This is a genomic window from Arthrobacter sp. BB-1 (assembly GCF_006151685.1).
GTDB lineage: Bacteria > Actinomycetota > Actinomycetes > Actinomycetales > Micrococcaceae > Arthrobacter.
On the sequence record NZ_VDEV01000010.1, the window covers coordinates 131,887 to 153,653 of the forward strand.

The 21,767-nt window shown below is 68.3% G+C and carries 21 protein-coding genes; 15 read left to right on the forward strand and 6 right to left on the reverse strand.

Features of this window, described 5'->3' with window-relative positions; translation table 11 throughout:
- Positions 1 to 26: 26 nt before the first annotated feature.
- Positions 27 to 1,076, forward strand: a complete 1,050-nt coding sequence (locus FHJ30_RS05415; RefSeq protein WP_139028277.1) for a helix-turn-helix transcriptional regulator — start codon at positions 27 to 29, stop codon at positions 1,074 to 1,076.
- Positions 1,077 to 1,126: 50 nt separating this feature from the next.
- Positions 1,127 to 1,846: a hypothetical protein gene (locus FHJ30_RS05420; protein ID WP_139028278.1), complete on the forward strand. Its 720-nt coding sequence runs from the start codon at positions 1,127 to 1,129 to the stop codon at positions 1,844 to 1,846.
- 297 nt (positions 1,847 to 2,143) lie between these two features.
- Here the strand turns inward: FHJ30_RS05420 and FHJ30_RS05430 are convergent, their stop codons facing one another.
- Positions 2,144 to 2,875, reverse strand: a complete 732-nt coding sequence (locus tag FHJ30_RS05430) for a hypothetical protein (RefSeq protein ID WP_139028280.1) — start codon at positions 2,873 to 2,875, stop codon at positions 2,144 to 2,146.
- A 200-nt stretch (positions 2,876 to 3,075) separates the two neighbouring features.
- Between FHJ30_RS05430 and FHJ30_RS05435 the strand changes: the two genes are divergently transcribed.
- Genes FHJ30_RS05435 through FHJ30_RS05445 form a run of 3 tightly spaced genes read left to right on the forward strand, consistent with a single transcriptional unit; the run spans position 3,076 to position 6,891 of the window.
- Positions 3,076 to 4,038, forward strand: coding sequence for an ABC transporter ATP-binding protein (locus FHJ30_RS05435; protein WP_139028281.1), 963 nt, complete (start codon positions 3,076 to 3,078; stop codon positions 4,036 to 4,038).
- Positions 4,038 to 5,657: an ABC transporter permease gene (locus tag FHJ30_RS05440; RefSeq protein ID WP_139028282.1), complete on the forward strand. Its 1,620-nt coding sequence runs from the start codon at positions 4,038 to 4,040 to the stop codon at positions 5,655 to 5,657. Before FHJ30_RS05435 ends, FHJ30_RS05440 begins: the two co-directional genes overlap by 1 nt.
- 34 nt (positions 5,658 to 5,691) lie before the next feature.
- Positions 5,692 to 6,891, forward strand: a complete 1,200-nt coding sequence (locus tag FHJ30_RS05445; protein WP_240793600.1) for a glycosyltransferase — start codon at positions 5,692 to 5,694, stop codon at positions 6,889 to 6,891.
- A gap of 21 nt (positions 6,892 to 6,912) precedes the next feature.
- Here FHJ30_RS05445 and FHJ30_RS05450 read toward each other — a convergent pair whose 3' ends face one another.
- Entirely contained in the window at positions 6,913 to 8,199 is a 1,287-nt protein-coding gene (locus FHJ30_RS05450) for a hemolysin family protein (protein ID WP_139028283.1), read from the reverse strand.
- 248 nt (positions 8,200 to 8,447) lie between these two features.
- On the opposite strand from FHJ30_RS05450, the gene FHJ30_RS05455 reads away from it, so the two are divergent.
- From FHJ30_RS05455 to FHJ30_RS05485, 8 genes are all read left to right on the forward strand, one after another.
- Positions 8,448 to 9,680: a hypothetical protein gene (locus FHJ30_RS05455; protein WP_139028284.1), complete on the forward strand. Its 1,233-nt coding sequence runs from the start codon at positions 8,448 to 8,450 to the stop codon at positions 9,678 to 9,680.
- A gap of 84 nt (positions 9,681 to 9,764) precedes the next feature.
- The gene (locus FHJ30_RS05460) at positions 9,765 to 10,100 is read left to right on the forward strand and encodes a cupin domain-containing protein (RefSeq protein ID WP_139028285.1); all 336 of its coding nucleotides are present in this window, start codon (positions 9,765 to 9,767) and stop codon (positions 10,098 to 10,100) included.
- Between the two features lie 426 nt (positions 10,101 to 10,526).
- A complete protein-coding gene (locus FHJ30_RS05465; RefSeq protein ID WP_139028286.1) occupies positions 10,527 to 11,369 on the forward strand; it encodes a class I SAM-dependent methyltransferase in 843 nt (280 codons plus the stop codon).
- On the forward strand, positions 11,366 to 11,944 hold the full coding sequence (locus FHJ30_RS05470; RefSeq protein WP_139028287.1) for a heme-binding protein: 579 nt from the start codon (positions 11,366 to 11,368) through the stop codon (positions 11,942 to 11,944). The genes FHJ30_RS05465 and FHJ30_RS05470 overlap by 4 nt, the downstream gene beginning before the upstream one ends.
- A gap of 138 nt (positions 11,945 to 12,082) precedes the next feature.
- Positions 12,083 to 12,952, forward strand: coding sequence for a DUF1295 domain-containing protein (locus FHJ30_RS05475; protein WP_139028288.1), 870 nt, complete (start codon positions 12,083 to 12,085; stop codon positions 12,950 to 12,952).
- A gap of 239 nt (positions 12,953 to 13,191) precedes the next feature.
- Positions 13,192 to 14,586, forward strand: a complete 1,395-nt coding sequence (locus tag FHJ30_RS05480) for an OFA family MFS transporter (protein WP_139028289.1) — start codon at positions 13,192 to 13,194, stop codon at positions 14,584 to 14,586.
- A gap of 1 nt (position 14,587) precedes the next feature.
- Positions 14,588 to 14,731: a hypothetical protein gene (locus FHJ30_RS21305; protein WP_171058930.1), complete on the forward strand. Its 144-nt coding sequence runs from the start codon at positions 14,588 to 14,590 to the stop codon at positions 14,729 to 14,731.
- Between the two features lie 218 nt (positions 14,732 to 14,949).
- Positions 14,950 to 15,795, forward strand: a complete 846-nt coding sequence (locus FHJ30_RS05485) for a DUF1524 domain-containing protein (protein WP_306669370.1) — start codon at positions 14,950 to 14,952, stop codon at positions 15,793 to 15,795.
- Between the two features lie 60 nt (positions 15,796 to 15,855).
- Here the strand turns inward: FHJ30_RS05485 and FHJ30_RS05490 are convergent, their stop codons facing one another.
- The gene (locus FHJ30_RS05490) at positions 15,856 to 16,752 is read right to left on the reverse strand and encodes a F510_1955 family glycosylhydrolase (RefSeq protein WP_240793601.1); all 897 of its coding nucleotides are present in this window, start codon (positions 16,750 to 16,752) and stop codon (positions 15,856 to 15,858) included.
- Between the two features lie 143 nt (positions 16,753 to 16,895).
- Here FHJ30_RS05490 and FHJ30_RS05495 point away from each other — a divergent pair, with 143 nt between their 5' ends.
- On the forward strand, positions 16,896 to 17,333 hold the full coding sequence (locus FHJ30_RS05495) for a hypothetical protein (RefSeq protein WP_139028290.1): 438 nt from the start codon (positions 16,896 to 16,898) through the stop codon (positions 17,331 to 17,333).
- A 67-nt stretch (positions 17,334 to 17,400) separates the two neighbouring features.
- Here FHJ30_RS05495 and FHJ30_RS05500 read toward each other — a convergent pair whose 3' ends face one another.
- On the reverse strand, positions 17,401 to 17,868 hold the full coding sequence (locus tag FHJ30_RS05500; RefSeq protein ID WP_139028291.1) for a hypothetical protein: 468 nt from the start codon (positions 17,866 to 17,868) through the stop codon (positions 17,401 to 17,403).
- Positions 17,869 to 17,974: 106 nt separating this feature from the next.
- Between FHJ30_RS05500 and FHJ30_RS05505 the strand changes: the two genes are divergently transcribed.
- Positions 17,975 to 18,241: a hypothetical protein gene (locus FHJ30_RS05505; protein WP_139028292.1), complete on the forward strand. Its 267-nt coding sequence runs from the start codon at positions 17,975 to 17,977 to the stop codon at positions 18,239 to 18,241.
- Between the two features lie 5 nt (positions 18,242 to 18,246).
- On the opposite strand, the gene FHJ30_RS05510 is transcribed toward FHJ30_RS05505, so the two are convergent.
- Both FHJ30_RS05510 and FHJ30_RS05515 read right to left on the reverse strand, forming a co-directional pair.
- Positions 18,247 to 20,919, reverse strand: coding sequence for a PEP/pyruvate-binding domain-containing protein (locus FHJ30_RS05510; RefSeq protein ID WP_139028293.1), 2,673 nt, complete (start codon positions 20,917 to 20,919; stop codon positions 18,247 to 18,249).
- Entirely contained in the window at positions 20,916 to 21,611 is a 696-nt protein-coding gene (locus FHJ30_RS05515; RefSeq protein WP_139028294.1) for a DUF998 domain-containing protein, read from the reverse strand. The genes FHJ30_RS05510 and FHJ30_RS05515 overlap by 4 nt, the downstream gene beginning before the upstream one ends.
- Positions 21,612 to 21,767: the final 156 nt, after the last annotated feature.

The window sequence follows — 21,767 nt, forward strand, 5'->3', positions numbered from 1 at the left end:
GCACCTGGCGGGCGGATACTGGAGCTATGTGGGAGGAGCGCGCTGAGCGTGCCCGGCGGGAAATCGCCGCCCTGGCCGTCAACGGAATGAGCCTGGCGGACCTCTACGCGTCGGCGCTCGCCGTCGTGCAGCGCACGGTGCCGTTCGAGCAGGGCTGCTGGGCCGGCGTCGACCCCGACTCCCTGGCGATGACGTCCGTGACCAACTGGAAGCCGTGGCCGGTGGGCGAGCGGGAGTACGGGGAGTATTCGGCGCGGTTCGCCGAGTGCGAATACACGGGCACCGAACCCAACAACTTCGCCGAGTTGCTGCGCCGCCCGCGGCCCATCGCCCGGATGTCCGACGCCCCGCACCGCGAGGTGGTCCGCAGCGTCAGGATCAACGACCTGCTCAAGCCCCAGGGCCTGGAACACGAACTGCGGGCCGCCTTCCGGGTGGACGAGGCGTGCTGGGGAGTCGGCAGCATTTTCAGGGATGGCGGGCAGGACTTCACCGACAGAGAGGTGGACTTCCTGGGCGCCGTGACCGCCACTCTTGCGGCGGCCACCAGGATCGCTGTCCGCGCCGCGCACCCGCCGGGGCCCGCCGCCGTCGGGCCCGTCATTGTCCTGGCCGGGCTGCACGGCGAGCTGCGCGCGGCCACCTCCGCCGCCGCGGCCTGGCTGGCCGAGGTGGAGGACGCAGCGCCCGGCCGCTTCACCATGACGCTGCACTCGGTGGTGGCGCAGGCCCACGCCTCGAGGTCCGGGACGGCCCGGGCCAGGATGCGCGACGCCGGGAACAGTTGGGTGGTGCTGCAGGCCAGCCGGCTGATCACCGGGGACGACCCCCAGCAGATGGTGGTCACCATGGAACCTGCCACCACCCACGATGTCGCCACCCTGCTGCTCGCGGCCTACGGGGTCACGGCGCGCGAGCGCGAGGTCTGCCTGGAGGCGCTGTCCGGAAGCCCGACGGCCGTCATCGCCCGGCACCTGTTTATCTCGCCTCATACGGTGCATGACCACTTGAAGGCGCTGTACGAGAAGGTGGGCGTGGGCAGCCGCGGAGAACTGGTGGCCAGGCTTGTGGCATAGAAGGCGGGCAGATGGCGCCTGAGTACACTGGTTGCTGTTAGGGGGAGACCATGCGCACAGGATCTCGACGGGACACGACGTTTCTGCCGCGCTGGGCCCGGACTGCGGTGGCCACCTACTTGTTGGTGACGGTGCTGGCCGTTGGTGCTGCCGCGCTCACCCGTGCCGTGGGCATGGAACCAGGGCTCCACCAGGCGCTCATGCTCGCAGTGATCGTTCTGACGCTGCCGGTTTCGGCGGCCTACTTCGTCATCGGCCTCTTTGATTCCGGGTCCACCGGACAGGGCGGGTTCCGGCTGGGTGCGCTGGGCTTTGTGGAGCTCATCCGCTACCTGGGCTACCTCGGTTTTGCGGCAGTCAACGCAGCTGCATTTCGGTGGCTGGTCCTGGGTCTCCGGAACGGCAGGTCACCGACTCCTTCAGCCCATGCCCGCGGGCCGTCCCGGGAGGTGGTGCTGCCTGCCCACGGGGTCAATTCCAAGATCCGCAACCTCCTGTGGGTGGTGCCCGCGGCGGTCCTGCTGAGCTTGCCGCAGTGGTTCGTGGCAAGCTTTGCCTGGTGCGGAGTCAGCGGCTGCAGCGGCGGCGGCTTCGGAGTGGCGCGCGGCGGCGAGTGGATTGCCGCGAGCCTGAGCGCAGTCAACGGACTTATCCTCGCTGTGGCCGTTTTCGTAGTCCCCTGGCTTTACCCAACGGGCAGGCGGGTCCTTGTGGCGCTGATCGCCGGGACGCTGTTCGCGCTCTTGGGCGCTGCCGTGACCCACGGATAGTCGCCCGGGGGATCGAAGGAAGTTTCCTGTGGATGCACCGCCCGCAAGCGCGTAGAATTTAGCCGGCTCGGGTGGCTCCGGCCCGGTTCCCACCGAGCCTTTCGAGATGGATTTCATCATGCTGACGTCACTGCTTTGCAAGCTGAATCTGGGGCATCACTGGTTGCTTGAAGAGGAACCGAAGGGGACCTTCCGCCGGCGGTGTACGCGGTGCGGGAAATACGATCGGGATACCCAAACGTGGTCCGGGCACCTGGAGTCAGGGGACCGCCCACCCCAGCATGACAGCAGGAAATACTACTGACGAGGGGCAGCCGGAAGGTGCCGGGCGGGGTCGAACCGGTCGAAGGATGACGCGCCGATCAGGAAAATGCCGCGCTGCGGGATGAAGAAATCGCCCAGGCGGGCCTGGACGCGCAGGGGGTGCGGGGCGCCAAGGTCTTCCCCCTCCAGTGACGCGGTACTCCTGGAGACAAACCACATCCGGCCCGGGTTGGCGCGGAATCCCTGCCGGTTGGGAACGGCGCCCGTCAGTCCCAGCCGTCCCGCCCGCAGGACGGGGCCTGAGGCGGCGCCCATGACCTTGAGGACTGACGTGTTCTCCAGGACGGGGCCCGGCAGGGAGGTCAGGGCCGCCGTCATGGCCCGGGTAACTGGAGTGGACCCCAGTTCCACGTCCCATGCCAGGCCCACATCCCCGCCGACGCGCACGCTGAGGGCGGCGTCGCCCGTCCAGGCGACCTCGATGGGCCACTCAACCGCCGATTCGAGGGCGGCGCCGAAGTAGCGGGCGCAGGAGACCTGGGGCGGGGCGTCGGCGTAGATGGTCCACGAACCGGACGGCCGGCGCAGCCAGACTGACCTGTAGCCGGGCCCAACGCTGGTGACGGGGAAACGGCGCATGGCCAGCACGTGGCCTGAACTGAAGGGCAGTCCCATCACGCCGTACCCGGAAAACCGCTCGTCACCGCCCTGGCCAAGAGTGGCGTTCTGTTCGACGTCGGAGGCCTGCGCCCGGATGCTCTTCATAGCCTCATGCCTCCGCCTCGAATGGTGGCGCCAGTCTACGCCCGGAAGCGGGAACCGGGCGGTCTTCCTCGGCGGTCAGGACGCTTGTATGCTGTGGAACGGAGAGCCGGGAAGCCTGGTCGGCCCGTAGGCAATGCCTGCGGAACGCCCCCGGCGCCGCCTCGGGCGTTCGCGTGACGGACCCGAGGAGCAGACCGCTCATGAAAACAACACAACCTGCCATCGAAACCCGCGGCCTTGCGAAGGACTTTGGCAGGACAAAGGCACTGGACGGCCTCAAGCTGAGCGTGGCAGCGGGCGAGGTCCACGGTTTCCTCGGCCCGAACGGCGCAGGCAAATCCACCACGCTGCGGATCCTGCTGGGGCTTATCCGTCCCACGGCGGGCACAGTCCGTGTCTTCGGGCTCGATCCATGGGCCGATCCGGTGGCGGTGCACCGGGACGTTGCCTACGTTCCGGGCGACGTGAGCCTGTGGCCGAACCTCTCGGGCGGCGAGGTCATAGACCTGCTCACCGGTCTACGGGGCGGGGCCGACGAAAGCCTGCGCCGGGACCTGATCGAGGAATTCGAGTTCGACCCGCGGAAGAAGGCCCGGACCTACTCGAGGGGCAACCGGCAGAAGGTTGCCCTGATTGCGGCCTTTGCCCGTCCGGCGCGGTTGTATCTGCTGGACGAGCCGAGCGCCGGCCTGGACCCGGTGATGGATGCGGTGTTTCGCCGCCAGATCGCGCGGGTAACAGGGGATGGTGCCACGGTTTTGCTGTCCAGCCATATCCTCAGTGAGGTGGAGCAGCTGTGTGACCGGTTGACCATCATCCGGTCCGGGGTGGCCGTGGAAACGGGTACCCTGGGTGAACTCCGGCACCTGCAGCGCACGCACTTCCGCGTCATGGGACTGTCCGACGGCGCGCGGCTGGCGGCGGTGCCGGGCGCCCACGGGGTGAGGATCGCCGGCGGTACAGCGGAATTCGACGCCGATCCCGCGTACCTGGGTGCCGTGTTGGCGGCCATTGCGGAACCGGGGGTCAGCGGCCTCTCGGTGGCCCCGCCATCATTGGAGTCCCTGTTCCTCCGCCACTACAGCGAAGGCGGCAGCGGGGGAAACAGCACCGGCAGGGGCGGCAGCCAGTCCAGCAGTAACAGCAGCAGCGAGGTGCGGTGATGCGCGGCGTGCTGCGACTGGCCCTGTTCCAGGCCAGGCGGGACAGGGTTGCGTTGCCAGTCTGGATCCTGGGCATCTCGCTGCTTGGCCTTGCCACCTCGGCTGCCGTGGCGACGCAGTTCGGCGACGAGCCATCGCAGGCGGCCATCCTCGCCGTGGCGGCATCAAATCCAGCGTTCCTGTTCCTCCGCGGCCTGCCAGACGGTACCGGCACCGGTGCGGTGGTTTTCTTCTCGGCATACGCCTTCACCGCCGTCCTGGCCGGCCTGATGAGCACATTCCTGGTGGTGCGCCACACCCGCTCCGACGAGGAGCTCGGACGGGCTGAACTCCTGGGTTCCGTCCCGGCACCGCGGGCAGCGTCCCTGGCGGCAACGCTCCTCCTGGGCGCCGCCGCGAACCTGGTGCTGGCCGTGTTCGTTGCCGGCGGATTCATTGCTGCCGGAATTCCTGGTGACGGCGCCCTGGGGGCCGGGGCCGCCGTCGGAGCAGTCGGCGCCTTTTTCGTGGGCCTCGCCGCCGTTGCCGCCCAGGTGCTGCCCTCGGGCAGGAGCGCGAACGGGGCCGCGGCAGGCCTCGTGGGCGGGGCGTACCTGCTTCGGGGTGTGGGTGACGCACTGGGAACGCCGGCCGCGGACCTGCTCCATGTGGCAAGTGCCTGGCCGTCGCTCCTGTCGCCCATCGGCTGGGGCCAGCGCTCGCGGCCGTTCACGAGCCCGGATCCGTCCGCATTGTTGGTGCCGCTCGCTGCCGCGGTGGCCCTGGGAGCCGTTTCCTTGGTGATCCGGCGACGGCGGGACGTGGGCGCCAGCGTGCTGCCCCAGCGCAACGGCAGGGAGCGTGCCGGGGTGGGAGGCACATCGTTCGTGGGCCTGGCATGGCGGCTGCAGCGTTCCACGCTGGCCGGCTGGTGCGTTGGGGCGGCGGTACTGGGTGCGGTCGCAGGGGCCCTTGGCCCCCTGGTCTCCGAGGCTGTGTCCGGCGTGGCTCCCATCAGGGAGCTCATTGACCGGCTTGTCCCCGGCGGCCAGGCTGGGCTCATCGACGTGTTCGTAACTGCCCTGCTCGGCATTGCGGGAGTGTTTGCTGCGGCTGCAGGCATTCAGGCGGTGCTCAGGATGCGGGCAGAAGAGGCGGAGGGCAGGGCCGAACTACTGCTTGCCACGCCGGCATCCCGGACCCGCTGGCTCGGCGCGAACGTGTTCATCGCTGCTGTCTCCGCCGTCGGCGTCTCCGCCACGGCAGGCGCCGTTGCCGCCGTCGGCCTTGGCATCTCCAGTACGGCCGGCGGTCCGGCCTGGTCCCTGGTTCCTTCGGCCCTGGCCCACGTTCCCGCAGCGCTCGTGTTCCTGGCAACTGCCGCGGCGGCCGTCGCGCTGGCACCCCGGCTCAGCATCCTCCTGGCATGGGGGATGCTCGTGGCCGGCCTGGTGCTGGGCGAGTTCGGAGAGCTGTTTGGCCTGCCGGTGTGGCTGCAGGACGCGAGTCCGTTCCGGCACTCCTCTGCCATGCCGGTGGAGCCCTTCGACCAGGCCGGGGCGCTGGGCCTGGCCGCCGTTGCCGCGCTGGGGACAGCAGTGGCGGCGTTCTCCCTCCGACGCAGGGACCTCACCTCATGAAACCGGGACTACGCCAGAGGAACAGAAGCACCACATGAAGATCATGCTGCTCACGGCCGGGACACGCGGTGACGTGGAACCCTTCCTTGCCCTCGCCCGTGCCGGCGGTGCGAAGGGACACCAGATCCGGACCGCCATCCCGGACAACTCCGGCGCTGACACCACAGGCCTGGACACAGTCAGCCTGAGGATGGACTTCGCCCGGCTCATCAGTGACCAAGGCGTTTCGCCTGTGGCCGCGGCCAAAGCCTTCCGCGCCGTGATCCGACCGGCAGTCGGCCGGCTTCTGTCCGCTGCCGTGGACCACATCGTTGCCTTCGGCCCTGACGTGGTGGTCTACCACCCGAAGGTCCTCAGTGCACCGGTGGCGGCGCAAAGGCTGGGCGTCCCGTCGGTGCTGGTGGAAACCATTCCCTCGCTGACCGCCACACGTGAGTTCCCTGCCCCGTTCATCACAAGGGCGAGCCTGGGCCCGCTGAACCGGGCCAGCTACCGCCTGGCGAACGCGGCGACGCTGATGTTCAGGCGCGAGATGGCCCAGGCGGTGGAAGGCCTTCCGGCCGGTTCCGCGCCGGCGCCGGTCCGCCGCGCCACCATGATCCCGGTCAGCCCCGAACTGCTGCCCCGGCCTGCAGACTGGCCAGCCACGGTCCACCTCACCGGCCACTGGGCCGGTAATTCCGGACTGGCTCCAGTTGATCCGGAAATGTCGGACTTCATCAACGGCGGCAGCTTTGTTTATGCGGGGTTTGGCTCCATGAAAGCGGGCGACCCGAGGGCACGCGGCCTGGCAATCGTCGAAGCCGCCCGCAGGAACGGCCTGAAGGCACTGGTGGCCGGAGGCTGGGGAGGCATCGAGCTTCCGCCCGCGCTCCGGGCCGGCGATGTCCTGGCCCGGGAGTCGGTAGACCACCAGCTGGTGCTGCCACTGGCCGCTGCAGCGATCCACCATGGCGGGGCGGGTACAGTGCACGCCGCGGTGCGGGCGGGCATTCCCTCCGTGGTGGTGCCGTTCATCGCGGACCAACCATTCTGGGGACACCTCCTGCACCGCCGGGACCTCGGCCCCGAACCGATCCCGTACTGGAAAGTCACTGCCGACCGCCTGACTGATGCCTTGGCCCAGACGGCAAAATACCGGGACCGGGCGGCACAGGCAGGGGAGCGCGTCCGGCAGGAGGACGGAACCGCCGTAGCGCTAGATGTCCTGGAAGCCTTGCAGCCTAACAGGTGACTGGACCGCGCCTAGGCCGGCCTACCCGCCGGCGGGGGTGACGCGGATGCGGGCAATGCGGAGCCGGTCCATGGCCGTCACCGTCAGCACGTGGCCGGCCACCTCCACTTGGTCGCCCACGCGGGGGAGGCGGCCCAGCCGGTCGATGACGAACCCCGCCACCGTCTCATAGTGCCCTTCCGGCAGTTCAATGCCGGCGGCCGATCCGAACTCCTGCAGGATCAGCCCGCCGTCCACATCCAGCGCCCCGTTGCTCCTGGTGACGCGGTCCTCGGGTTCGGTTCCGGTGTCGTACTCGTCGTAGATCTCACCCACCAGCTCCTCCACCAAGTCCTCCAGGGTGACGATGCCGTCCGTGCCGCCGTATTCGTCCACCACCAGCGCAATGTGCTGGCCCAGCCTGCGCATCCGGGACAGCGAGGGCAGCACTTTGTTGGTGCCGGGCAACGGAAGGATCTCCCGCGCGATGTCCCGCACCAGCCCGTCGTCATACGTCCCCTCCCGGGGCATAAGGTCACGGACGTGGATGAAGCCCAGGACGTCGTCGGGCGTCTTGTCGATGACCGGATACCGTGAAAACGGGCCGTCCCTGACCATGCTGCGGACGGCCGCGATGGTCAGGTTGCCGTCGATGAAGGTCACCTCCGTGCGCGGCCGCATGACTTCCTGCAGCGACCGGTCCCCGGCGCCGAAGACGTCGCTGAGGATGCTCCGGCTGTGTTCCTCCAGCTCCTCGCTCTCGGCCACCATGTCCCACAGTTCCTCGGAGCTGACGCTCTCCTGCCTGGCGTGCGGGTCGCCGCCGAAGAGCCGCACCACGGCGTCCGTGGAGACGGACAGGAGCCAGACGGCGGGCCGCATGATCTGGGAGAGGACGCCCAGCGGCGGGGCCAGGACCTTGGTGAAGCCGACGGCGCTCTGCATGGCCAGGCGTTTGGGCACCAGCTCGCCGAGCACCAGGGACAGGTAGGCCACCAGCAGCGTCATGCCGATGAAGGAGGCGGGCTGGGCCGCGGCGCCGAAGCCGATGCCTTCGAGGAGGGGCTCGACGTCGGGCGCGATGGTGGAGGCGCCGTAGGCGGCAGAGAAGAAGCCGGACAGGGTGACGCCGATCTGGACTGTGGACAGGAAGCGGTTGGGGTTGCCGGCCAGGGCAGCGATCCGGGCACCACGCTTTCCCGACTTTTCCATCCGGCGCACCTGGCTTTCGCGGAGGGACACCAGCGCCATTTCCGTCCCCGCGAACACCCCGCCCAGCAGCACAAAGAAGAGGACCAGCAGGAAATTGAGCAGGGTATCCACGTCCATGTTCCGACACTATCGAATGGGGCGGCGGGGAGGGGCGGACTGTGCCAAGGGCAGCTCCTGTAGGATCGAAACACCGCCGGAGGGGCGGCCACAGTTTTTGGGGGAAACACGTGAGATCCAAGCCGTTCCGCCGTGCTCTCGGCACGTTCATCGCTGCCGACGACGGCGGGGGTGCTGCTGGCGGATGCGTTCGCCTGGCTCGTGCAGCCCGTCCGGGCCGTGGTCCTGCGCGTGGCCAGGGCCAAGAGGTGACGCGGCGCCGTTCCGCCGCACGGACCCTTCTTGCAGGACTGCCCGCTGTAGCCGCGCTCCTGCTGGCTCCCGCCGCCGTCGTTCCTTCGTTTGCCGATGATGCCGCCGTGATTGAGGTGACCGGCCAGCCGCTTGGAGTGGCCGCGGGCGCGGACGGGGTGGTGTATGTCAGTGACTACAACTGGGTGGGCGGCGTCAGCGTCTTCCAGCCGGGGGAGCCGCAGGCTTCCCGCCAGATCAAGGTGGGCCACTTTTCAACGTCTGTTGCGGTGACTCCGGATGGGACGCTGTACGTAGTCCAGACGACAGACGCCATGCAAACCGAGATCGGCGTGGTGGCGCCCGGGGCCGGCGAAGTTTCCAAGACCATTCCGCTCACCCAGGGCACGCACTGGCTGACGGTAGCGCCGGACGGCTTGCTGTATGTGGCCAGCCCTTCCGAAGGCACGGTGTCCGTGGTTTTGCCCGGCGAGGCCCGGGTTGAGCGCGTGATCGAGGCCGGAAACTATCCGGTGGAAGCTGCCGTAACGGCTGACGGCACTGTCTACGCCACCAACCAGCACGCGGGCACCGTCACTGTTGTTCCGAAGGGTGCTGCTGCCCCCTCGCACACCATCGCGGTGGGGAGGACGTCAGGTCCGCACGGGATTGCGGCGGGTCCCGACGGAACCGTTTACGTGGCAAACGTGCTGTCCAACGACGTGGCCGTGATCGAGCCCGGCGGCACCGCGGTGGCCCGGAAGATCAGGGTGGGCCGCGAGCCGCAGGAAGTGGTGGCCGCGCCGGACGGGACCCTTTATGTGACCAACAGCGCGGACAACACCGTATCGGTGATCCCGCCCGGGGCCGATGCCGTGGCGGAGACGGTGCCCACCGGGGATGACCCCGGACGCCTGGCGGTCCGGGCCGACGGTTCCGTGGTGGTGGTCAACAGGGGCGGCAGGTCCCTTACCGTGTTCGACGGCGGCTTGACCGGTCCCGCGGGCACGGCACCTGCGCCTGGGGCGAAGGCAGCGGATCCCGGGCCCGGCGCCGAGCCAGGGGAGGTTGCTTCCGGAGGCCTTTCCGCTGGATCGCTTCCTGCGCTTCCTGTGGTTGCCGCAGGGGCCGCCGCCCTGCTGCTTGCAGGCGCGGCCGCACTCGTCGCCCTGCTGCGGAGGCGCCGGAAGGCTGTGAGGGAGGACCCTGCGCCGGCCTGGCTGTTCGACCAGACCCCCACCGGCTCATGACTCTTCACTATTCATGACCCTGAACTATTCATGACTCTTGGCTGAGGCCTCCGCATCGCGGGTAACCGCGGGTACCGTGTCCTCATGCAGAAGATATCGATCGATGCCCTGGCCCGTCAGCAGCTCGCAGCGGCCGTGGCTGCCCCCAGCGGGCGGGCGGCGGACACGGCGTTCGGCGGCCACGAGAAGAAACTCCGCCAGACCGTCATGGCCTTCCGCGCCGGCACCCAGCTCAGCGAACACCAGAACCCCGGCGAGGCCACCGTTTACGTCATCAAGGGCTCGGTGTGGCTCAAGTCCGGCGGGGAGGCCTGGCAGGGCAAGGCCGGGGACCTGCTCATTGTTCCGGACGGGCTGCACAGCCTGGAAGCGGACGAGGACTCGGCCGTGCTGTTCACGGTGGTCAAGACCGACCGGTAGCGCCAGGACTTCCCCGGGCCCTAAGGGGCTGATGGACGATGTTCGGTTGCAAGGGCCGCGAGGTCGCGGATCAGCTGCCGCACCTCATGCTCCCGGCCACTGGAAGGCGGAGTTTGTACTGCCCGGGGCCCTGCCAAGGGCTTCCTGGGTGGAGCGGGAACAGGAGTCGCCGCTGGCCCGGCCAAGGTGCGTGGTTCCTCTGCCCTGGGCGGAATGCCTGTGCTCATACGCCTCCCCTGACGCGATTGGTTCTGCTGCTAGGGACACTCTAGGAACCCGGGCGGCCATCCGGAAGCGCGTTCGCCGGTCGTCCGAACTTATTGTGTCGATCTTGAGCTTTGTTCCATGGCGGCGTATCTGCCCCGTCATGACTCACGACGGGTTCGGACCTTACGGCGGCAGGGGGCGGCGTTATAACGTGATGGCGTGATCGTCCCCGATATTTCCCAGAACGCCGTGGCGGTCGCGGACCACTACGACGAGCTCGATCCGATCTATCGCCGGGTGTGGGGCGAGCATGTCCATCACGGCCTGTGGGAAACAGGTCGCGAGACGCCCGCCGAAGCCGTTGACGCCCTCGTCCATACGGTCGGAGAACGGCTGCGCCTTAGGCCCGGCGAGTCGTGCGTCGACATTGGCTGCGGCTATGGCTCCACCGCGCGGCAGCTCGCGGGGACGCACAGGGTCCGCGTTACCGGCTTCACGATTTCCGCTGGGCAGGCCCGCTACGCTGCCGAGCACCCCGAACCCGACGTGGACATCCAACTCCGCGACTGGCTCTCCAACGGGCTCGCCGATTCCTCAGCCAATGCCGCATGGGCCATCGAGTCGAGTGAGCACATGGTGGACAAGCCCAGGTTCTTCGCCGAGGCGAATCGCGTGTTGTCGCCCGGCGGCCGCTTCGTCATCTGTGCCTGGCTCGCCGAGACCGGTGCCAGCGGTTGGAAGGTTCGCCATCTGCTCGAGCCGATCTGCCGCGAAGGGCGCCTGCCCTCGATGGGCACGCGCGAGGAGTATGAGGCGATGGCAACGGCTGCGGGCTTTACGGTCACGGGGTATGAGGATGCCAGCCGCAGCGTCGCACGCACATGGACGATCTGCGCCTTTCGACTTGTGAAGGCCTTGCTCGTCGATCCCGAGGCCCGCCGCCTCGCCTTAGGCGCACGTAATCGCAGTGCGTTTCTGGGCATCCCCCGCCTGATCCTGGCCTACCGCACCGGTGCAATGCGCTACGGAATCATCAGTTTGTCGAAGCCGGAGGAGCCATGACAGAACAGCAGCCGTACCAGCTCGTCACCCGCTACCCGCACTTCGAGCTGCGACGCTATCCGGAGCACGCGGTGGCGGAAGTGCAGGTCACCGCCACCTTCGACCGCGCCGGCAACGCTGCCTTCCGCCACTTGTTCAACTACATCAGTGGCAGCAACACCGCGCAGCAGAAGCTGGCCATGACGGCCCCTGTCCTCCAGGAACCGGGACCCTCACAGAAGCTGGCCATGACCGCCCCCGTGCTCCAGAGCGGCCCGCTGCCGGGGAGCGACGCACCCGCTGACTTCGTGGTCGCCTTTGTGCTTCCGGCAGGCGTGACGGCCGAAACGGCCCCCGTCCCGTCGAATCCCGACGTCAGGATCAGGTCGATGCCAGGATCGCTAACTGGGGTTGTCCGGTTCTCGGGCAGCGGCACGGCGGCAGCCTTTGCCCGGCGCAATGACGGGCTGCAGGCGGCACTCAAGCTTGCGGGGCTGACCCCTGTGGGACCGCCCAGGTTCGCCCGCTTCGACCCACCGTTCAAGCCGTGGTTCCTGCGCCACAACGAGGTGCTCCAGGACGTGGCCGAGAGCTGACACAGGCGATGACAACGGCGGCACCCTCCCGCCGCCGTCGCACGCGTGAACAAACGTACCGCAGATATTGCTAGGCTCTCTAGTAATTAGAGAAACTTGCTATCGAGCAGGTCGGAGCGCCGGGAAGGAAACTTTGGCATGGAGGGCAAAACCCGCAAGGCTCTCGTCAGCCTCCCCATCGTCGTGGTGGTGGGAGCGCTGACCGCCGTCGCCGGAAGCCAGGGCGGGTCCACGCTGGCCGGGGTGCCGGTGTTCGCGCTGGGCGTCGCGGCCGCGTTCGTGATCCAGTGGCTGGTGTTCATTCCCTCGTACCGGGCGCAGACGGAGAAGTTCTACGACCTCACCGGAGCTTTGACCTACATCTCCATCACCGTGCTGCTGGTTCTCCTCAGCCCGGGAGTAGATGCCCGGGGCCTGCTGCTGGCGGCCATGGTGGTGGCGTGGGCGGTGCGCCTGGGCACCTTCCTGTTCCGCCGCGTGACCACGCACGGCAAGGACGACCGCTTCGATGACATCAAGCGCGACTCCATCCGCTTCCTGAACGCATGGACCATCCAGGGCCTGTGGGTGGTGCTCACTGCGGCGCTGGCTTGGGTGGCCATCACCTCGGACCGGAAGGTGGGGCTGGACGGGTTCTTCTGGGCGGGCCTCCTGGTCTGGGCCGCGGGCTTCGGCATTGAGATCGTGGCGGACAGCCAGAAGCGCGCGTTCAAGGCGGACCCGGCCAACAGGGGCCGGTTCATCTCCACCGGGCTGTGGTCCAGGTCCCGCCACCCCAACTACTTCGGCGAGATCACCCTCTGGGTGGGCGTGGCCATCATTGCGCTGCCGGTGCTGCAGGGCTGGCAGTGGGCCGCCCTGGTCTCCCCGGTCTTCGTGGCGCTGCTGCTCATCAAGGGCAGCGGCGTGCCGCTCCTGGAGGCCAAGGCGGACGAAAAGTGGGGCGGCCAGCCGGATTACGAAGCGTACAAGCAGAACACGCCCGTGCTCATTCCCAGGGTCCGGTAGCCGCGGGCAAGCAGGAACGGGACGGCGGCACTCCACCAGGATTTCGCCGCTCACCGCGGATTCCCCACCGCTCGGCGCAAGATTCGTACGCTTGCTGATGATTTGCCCCATGATTGCCGGAGGCAAAGGCGCAGGTGGAGCCTTTCGCCTCTGGATCGAACAGAGACCGACGTTGTCGGACAAGCAAACGTCGAACAAGCGTCGAACAAGCAAGCGTCGAACAAGCAAAGGGAAAATCTATGGGCTGGCTGGACCGAGAACGAACTGTTGCCCCGCCGGGATTCAACCGCTGGCTGGTGCCGCCCGCGGCGCTCGCCGTTCACCTCTGCATCGGGCAGGCCTACGCCACGAGCGTCTACAAAACGGCCCTGGTCAAGCATTTTGGTGCCAGCCTGACCGAGATCGGCGTGATCTTCTCCATCGCCATCGTGATGCTGGGACTGTCCGCCGCGGTCATGGGTACCTGGGTGGACAGGAACGGCCCGCGCAAGGCGATGTTCACCTCGGCCATGTTCTGGGCCGGCGGCTTCCTGGTCGGCTCGCTCGGCATCTTCAGCCACCAGCTGTGGCTGGTCTACCTCGGCTACGGCGTGATCGGCGGCATCGGCCTGGGCATCGGCTACATCTCGCCCGTGTCCACCCTGATCAAGTGGTTCCCGGACCGGCCCGGCCTCGCCACCGGCATGGCCATCATGGGCTTCGGCGGCGGCGCGCTGATCGCCAGCCCCGTCTCCACGGCGCTGCTCAAGATGTACGATCCCAACTCCGGCGCCAAGGACTGGGTGGCCAGCGGCGATGCGGTAGGGAAGCTCTTCCTGACCCTCGCCGTCGTCTACCTCGCGTACATGCTTTTCGGCGCCCTCACCATCAAGGTCCCGGCCGCAGGCTGGAAGCCGACCGGGTTCGACCCCGCCAAGGTCAAAGCCGCCAAGCTGGTCACCACGGAGAACGTCTCGGCCCGGAACGCCGTGAAGACGCGCCAGTTCTGGCTTCTCTGGATCGCGCTGTTCTGCAACGTCACCGCGGGCATCGGCATCCTGGAGCAGGCCGCCCCCATGATCCAGGACTTCTTCCGCCAGTCCGACGGCGTCTCCCTGGTGAGTGCCGCCGTCGCCGCCGGCTTCGTGGGGCTGCTGTCCATCGGCAACATGGCCGGGCGCTTCGCCTGGTCCGCCACCTCCGACGTCACGGGCCGCAAGCGCATCTACATGGTGTACCTCGGTGTGGGTGCCGTCCTGTACACGGTGCTGGCGCTGGCCGGGTCCAGCACCACGTTCCTCTACGTGGCGCTCGCGTTCGTCATCATTTCCTTCTACGGCGGCGGCTTCGCCACCGTTCCGGCCTACCTGCGGGACCTCTTCGGGACCTACCAGGTGGGGGCCATCCACGGCCGGCTGCTGACCGCCTGGTCCGCCGCCGGGGTGGCCGGTCCGCTGATCGTCAACGCGTTCCTGGACGCACAGGGTAAGCCCGGCCAGCTCGACGCAGCCTCCTACCAGCCGGCCCTGCTGACCATGGTGGCGCTGCTGGTGGTCGGCTTCCTGGCCAATCTGATGGTCAAGCCGGTGGACGCACGATTCCACGAACCCCGCCCCGAGCGCGGACGGGCACACGAACCTGCCATGGAGGCCTGAGATGAGCACTGCACACACCCCCGGCGCGCAGGCGCCCGCCAAAGCATCCCTCGGCAAGCTCGCCATCGCCTGGGCGCTGGTGGGCGTGCCGCTGGCCTACGGGATCTACCAGACCTTAACCCGGGTAGCCGCGCTGTTCGGATGAGCGCAAGCGCCAGCCCTGCCCGCGCCGGACGCGGCGCAGGGTTGGCGCAGGAGTGCTCAAGAATTTCCCCAGTTCCACCAAAACGGCCCGTTCCAGTACGCGGCGGGCAATAGGCTCTTCCCTGGCACAAACGCGGCCACGACGCCTTGGCGCCTGAACCTACCATGCACACAAACCCGGGGAACTGCATGTCCGTCTACACGTCCTTGCCTGAAACGATGCCTAAGCGCAGCACCCGCTGGACGGCCGCCGTCGTACTGGCTGCTGTCCTGGCCCTGCTCGCCGGGGGTGCCCCGGCCGCTGCCGACACGCTTGGCAGCTCCACAACACCGGCGGCCGAGCCTGCCGCAGTTGAAGCGGCCGACCTGCTGGCCACCCTCCCCGTGAAGGGCCGCGCGCCCAAGAAGGGGTATGAGCGGGCGCTGTTCGGCCCCACCTGGGCGGACGTGGACCAGAACGGGTGCGACACCCGGAACGACATCCTCCGGCGCGACCTTACTGACATCACCTACACCAGCAGCGTGCCCTGCACGGTCAAGACGGGCATCCTCGCTGACCCGTATACGGGCACCACCATTAGCTTCATCCGCGGCACAACCACCAGCAGCGCCGTGCAGATCGACCATGTGGTGGCACTCAGCGACGCGTGGCAGAAGGGTGCCCAGCAGCTGACCACCGAGCAGCGGACGGCGTTCGCCAATGATCCGCTGAACCTGCAGGCAACGGACGGCCCCACCAACCAGCAAAAGGGCGACGGCGACGCCGCCACCTGGCTGCCGCCGAGCAAGGGCTTCCGGTGCGAGTACGTCGCCCGGCAGGTTTCCGTGAAGGCGCGGTACAGCCTGTGGGTGACGCAGGCCGAGCACGACGCGATCGCGGTCATCCTGGCCGGGTGCCCGGGCCAGCTTGCCCCTTCGGCGGTCGAGCCTTCCGCTCCTGCCGCCGTCTACTACGCCAACTGCGCGGAGGCGGTAGCTGCCGGTGCGGCGCCCCTGCATGCCGGTTCCGCCGGGTACCGTTCAGGCCTGGACGGGGACGGAGACGGGGTGGCCTGCGAGGGGTAGCTGCTGCCCGGACGCTGTCCGGCACCGGCGATTTCCCGGTGGGTGCCGGCGCCTGTCGGTTCAGTCGGCAGCCGCCGGCCTGAAGGTCATGCCGCCGTCGGTGGACACCACAACACCGCCGGCTGCGGCTGCCCAGATCCACGGGCTGCCGTCGGCGCCGTTGGTGGCGGCGACGGCGGAAACTTTTCCGTCAATCCGGCCCTTCCTGGCCCATGTTGCGCCGGCGTCTGACGAGTAGTGGACCGTGCCATCAGGTACCACCCCAACAGCTTCCTCGGGGTCCGCGAACGCCGCAAATTGGATCACTGGGCCGGTGCCCAGGGGTTTCCACGTTTGGCCGCCGTCCGTGGAACGCTGGATCCCGTCTTGGGTGGTTGCAAGGACTGTGGTGCCGGAAGGGTGGGAGGCCAGGGCGGCGGGGGCGAAACTTACGGCAGCGGTGTTCCAGGTCTTGCCATCGGGACTGGTCCTCAGCGTTCCGTCGAACGCCACGATCCCTGCCTGCGTGACGGCCAGGGTATGGAAGTCGGACTGGCCCTGCCTGGAGAGCGGTTCCCAGGTTTTCCCGCCGTCGTCAGACTTGATCAGACCCAGTGGGTTGGGCAGGGGGGAGCCTGGGCCAGGGTGCCCGGAGGCGTAGAAGACGCCGTCGGCGGGGCCCGCGGTGAAGCCCATCAGGTCATTGGTCTCGCCGATTTTGGTGGCAGGGGTGCTGGTCGCGTCGAAGAGGCCGTCGTGGGTGGCCAGGAGTATCTGGCCGCTTTGGCTGCTGACGGCGAGCCCGTGGACGTGGGAGCCCGGCACCGGGCCCTGGGTGGTTGACGATGCGCCCGGCTGGGCCGGACCGGTGGCGGGCGCACAGGCAGCCAGGGCGAAAAGGACGGCCGTGGTGCCAGCCAATAGGGCGTGGCCCCTGGCGGGCCGCGGCGCGGGGGCAGGTGCCGCTGCAGTCATCATGGTGCTCCCTTGCGTTGCGGGCGTTATCCAAAGGCCGGCGAGGCCTTCTGGTTCAAGGCTAGGGAACTTCGCCCTTGCTGTGAAAACCGGGTGGGTAAAGACTGGGGGCAAGAGAGCAGGAGAATACGGCGGAAGGCGGTGCTGTGGCAGCTGACCATTCCTCCCACCATCCGCCCGTGGCCACCGGCCGCGGGCGCTCGGTTCCGGCAGGGCCTGCTCTGAGAGGCAGGCTGCACGCGCTGTGGCACGCCCTGATGGGGGCGGTGGGCCTGGTCATGGGGCTGTTGCCCCACGTCCTGCACCACATCGGGCTGCTGGCCGGGACGGCGCTGGTCGCGGGGTCGGGCGGTACCGCACTGTTCGGGGTACTGGGCTTCGTGGCCTCCATTCCCATGCTGGTCCGGCTCCACCGGCGCTTCGGCAGTTGGGTTGCGCCGGCGCTGGGACTCTTGGTGTTTGCCGCCATGTTCTCCCTGTCCGCGTTCGTCATCGGCCCGGCAGTCAGTGGAACCGCGGAGGACGTAAGCCCGGGCCCGCTACCCACGGTGGACCATACTGACCACCCAGGCGACGGCCACTGACAACCCATGTTCTGGTGGAAAGCGGGTAGGGTGCCCTTCCCGCCATTGGCGGATCGACGGGCTGGTCTTAGGAGTGTGCCGGACCGCCGAATGACGGGCGCCGGCCGGACCGGTAGGCCGATTCGATAACGGCTTCGAGTTCGTCCAGCACCGTGTTGTTTCCCGGGAGAACCACGTGGGCCAGAAATTCGGACTCAAGGGTGGCGATGCCTGCCGCCACAGCACCCAGTTTTGCGTCGATGGCCAGTGCCAGGGCATGCCACGACTTGCGGTTGGCCCGTTCGAGGACTTTTGCGTTTGCCTCGTGAAGCGGGCCGTCGGCCACGTCCCCGCGGATGGTCAGGGCGCCCTCGGACTGCAACAACGGAAGGACAATCCGGAATTGCCGCCCGCCGCCCTTGAAGGCGACGGCGCTCTGGTCACCGCGTTGGGTGAAAAGGATGTCCGTTGCCCCATAATCTCCGAGCGACCGGCTGATGTGTTTCCGGGACGCCTCGCTGGTAAACGAATCGCCCCGGGTATATGGACCCGTCATTCTTCAACTATGCGCCTCCCAGCCTCCCTTTCCTGCATGACAGGTATCTGAGCGGAGCGAATCTGCGCCAGACTGGAGGTCGCACCCCTTACGAAAGCAGATTCCCGTGATTACTCTCCAGCAGGACGCAGACGGCTTCATCCGGATGAACAGGCACTACCCCAACAGCGTCCGGATCAGGATCGCCTTCACCGACGGCAGCACCGGGGAGTTCTCCGGCCTTACCCTCAACAACGCCTACGATGCTGCCCTCGCGGAGTTCCGCGCGAAGAACAACCTGGACGCGCGGGGGTTCTCCAGGACGCCGGCGGGCCGAACGAACTCCGGCAACAAGGTTGATTTCGTTCCGGTGCATCCGGGCATGGGGGAGTAACCAGCTCAATCCTGGGGGACCCTGGACGCGGCATGATTCTCGATTGTGACGGTCCCGGCGTCCCCGTCCACGCTGACCTGCTGCCCGCTGCTGAGCCGCTGCGTGGCAACCCCGGTTCCCAGGACGGCCGGGATGCCGTACTCGCGGGCCACGATGGAGCTGTGGCTGAGCGGGCCGCCGACGTCCGTCACCACGCCGGACGCCATCGCAAACAGGGACGTCCAGGCAGGCGTGGTGATGCGGGCAACCAGCACCTCGCCGGGCTGCATCTGGCCGAAATCCTGGGGGCCCCGCAGGACCCGGGCTGGTGCGGTCACCTTGCCGGAGCTCGCCCCGGCGCCCTTGATCACGTCCCCGGGCTGGTGCTGTGAGCCTGCCGGCATCATGGAGCCGAATGCCTTGTCCATCCAGCGGCGCTCCGGCAGCATCTGCGGGGCGGCGGCCTTCGCCTGGCCCCGCCACAGCATCCTGCGCTCCTCCACGGCAGCGGCGCGGACGGGCCTGCCGGCCCCGGCAATTGCGGCGCCGCCGCGGGACTCCCTATCGGCAAGCCCGAAGTCGACGGCGCTCCCCAGCTCCTGGAACCGTAGCCAGAACACGTCCTCCGGCGCGGCGAGGACACCCGAGTCCACCAGCCGCCGCCCGAGCTCCAGCAGGATCCGCCGCAGCAGCGGCCATGCAAGCCCGACGTCCGCCAGGGCGTCCTCGCGGATCGGCGCGGTCTCCTGCGCCCACCCCAGCAGCCGCCGGAACACGGCCCGGCGGCGCGGCCCCAGCCGGCTGGCCATCTGTTCAGTGAGGGACTCCCGTCGCTCGGTCAGCAGCCGCTGCCGTTCATGCGGGTCTGTGCCCTGCCCGCGCAGGTAAAACTTAACGGTCTCCAGCTGGGCGGAGGGATCGTCAGCGGGCACCGGGCTTGCGAAGTCCAGGTTGTAGACGGCGTGGCCAAAGCGGTCCAGGTGCTCCCTGAATGTGAAGCGCCACTCCTGCCACAGGACGTCGTCCACCCTTGCGGGCGCGGAACTGGTGCGCTGGCACTCGGCGAGTTCCGCCGTCGGCCGTTCCAGCAAAGCCGCTGCCAGGGCGGGATCGCTGCGCGCCCAGCCGGCGAGGTCATACAGCGACTTCTCCGCCCGGATGGGTTCGCTGTCGAATCCCAGGAGGAAGGTCTGGGCGGGCGGATCGCCGTGGCGCCGGAGCACCTTGTCATAGAAAGCCCGGAAGGAGATTTCGCTCATGGTGGCGAGCGGAATGATGGACTGCACGGCGGTGTAATACACGGTGCCGGCGTCCAGGAGGGCCTGCGCCCCCGCCAGCAGTTCCTCCCCGGAGAGCTCCGCCGGCGCCTTCACGGACCAGTCCTTGATCACCCGCTCGTAGCGCGGATGCGAATATTCGCGCCAACCCGCGATGCCCATGTGCCCCTTGCCGCGGGCCAGCGCACCGAGTGCCGTGAACAGCCTGCCCGTCAGCCGCCACATCCCCGAGGTCCGGTAGTAGTAATAGGCGTAGCCGTTGATGGTGGGGAAGTGGAGATCCTCCTCGCGGAGGACGTTCTTGCCCGTCGCTTCCGCCATCAGCGCCCGCAGCGAGCGCGACACAGAACCGTCAATCATGTCGGCAAAGAGCGGGGAAAGCGGGTCCGGCAGCTGTTCCACGATGCTCGCGCGGAAATAGAGGCCCTTCGGATAGGGAAGTGGCCAGGTCTCCGGGGTGTCAGCCGCGGGTTCGGGCAACGCCGTGATGGGCCGGGACTGCAGCAGGAAGAACTTGCCGCCGGCCCGGGCCCACTCGATGTCCTGCGGTGCGCCGAAGTGGTCCGCGATCCGCTTGCCGTAGCCGGCCAGTTCGGCCGCTGCCTGGTCGTCCAGGACGGGCGCACGACGGCGGGCTGCCGCCACCGGCTCCTCCCGGGTTCCGTTCTCCGCGGCGACGGTCATGACGTCCTTGTCGGCTGTCTGCCGCGACACCACGGCGCCCGTTCCGGCCTCGACCACGATGTCATCCGTGGTGACCGTCCCGCTGACCACGGCCTCGCCCAGCCCCCACGCGGCGCTGATGACCGCCTGGTCCCGACGCCCGTTCGCGGGGTTGGCGGTGAACATCACCCCCGCGGCCTCGGCCTCCACCATCTGCTGGATCACGACGGCGAGGCGCACCTCCTGCGGCGGCACGCCTTCGCGGGCGCGGTACTTCATGGCGCGCGCCGTCCAGAGGGAGGCCCAGCAGTCGATCACGGCCTTAGCCAGTGCCTCCTCGCCGCGGACGTTCAGGTAGCTTTCCTGCTGCCCGGCGAAACTGGCCGATTCCAGGTCCTCGGCGGTAGCGGAGGAACGGACCGAAACGGCTGTGTCCCCGCCGCCCAGGCGCATGTAGGCGGCGTTGAGTTCGGCAGCGATTCCGGCCGGCATGACGCCGTTCCGGAACAGGTCACGGATCCGCTCCGAGGCGGCCTCGTAGTCCTGCGGCGGCGCGTTTGCTGGAAGCGAGGCATGTTCCTGGATCCGCGTGGCGAGGTTGTTCTCGCTGACGAACTCCGAGTACGCGGCGGTGGTCAGGACAAACCCAGGCGGGACTGGCAGCCCGGCCTGGATGAGGCCGCCGAGGCCCACCGCCTTGCCGCCGGCCACGGCCACATCCCCGCGTCCCACAGCTGACAGATCGCTGACGTACGTCATGGCCTGGGCTCCTTGCTGCCCGGCGCCGGCACCTCTGAAGGCCGTTTCCACAGTACGACGGCGAGGACTGCCACCCACAGCAGGAACGCCCCGATGCTGATTCTTTCGCCGATACCCAGCACCAGGTTCGGTCCCGGGGCGGCCATTAACGCCACCATGCCCATCACCGCGGACGCGGCCAGCGAGGCGATCGAGTATATCCGCATCCCGCCGCGGAACCCCACCGCCACAAAGCACATCGCGGCGACCATCAGGGCGAGCTGGACGTTGGTGACGAGGATGTGCATCGGTATGGAGGTATCGTCGCCCACCCGCAACGGGTAGAGGGCTCCCATGATGTTCCACAGCCCGTACGCGGTGAGCAGCCCGGCGCCGATCCGCAGGGCCCGGTTGCCGGACACGGACAGCCAGGCGCCCACGCCGAAGGCGGTGAACAGCACCGTGTAGAGCCACGTGAACGGGGCAAGGACGTCGCGGCCGGGGGAGCCGACGGCGAACAGTTCGCTCACCATCTGTTCTGTGCGGCGGTAACCCTCCCAGCGGGACGCTGCCACGAAGTCAGTGAAGACCACGTAGAGCAGTGACGACGCCGGCCCGGCAAGCAGGAGGCCTTTGCGCAGCGCGTCACGGCGTGCGCCTTCAAAAGGGACGGCCCGCCTGCGCTGGGGGAGCCGTCGTCGTGCAATGGACATTGTTGGAAAATCCTCAGAGCCCGCGGCCCGGCAGAGGTTCGGTGCGGGGCCCGCGGGCGCCTGCCCCGGCACCTACCTGTTTCAGGGTGCGGCCGCGCAGGGGGAACCGGTAGGGCCGAACGGCCTTGGCCGCACGCCATTAGGTAACCCGGCATA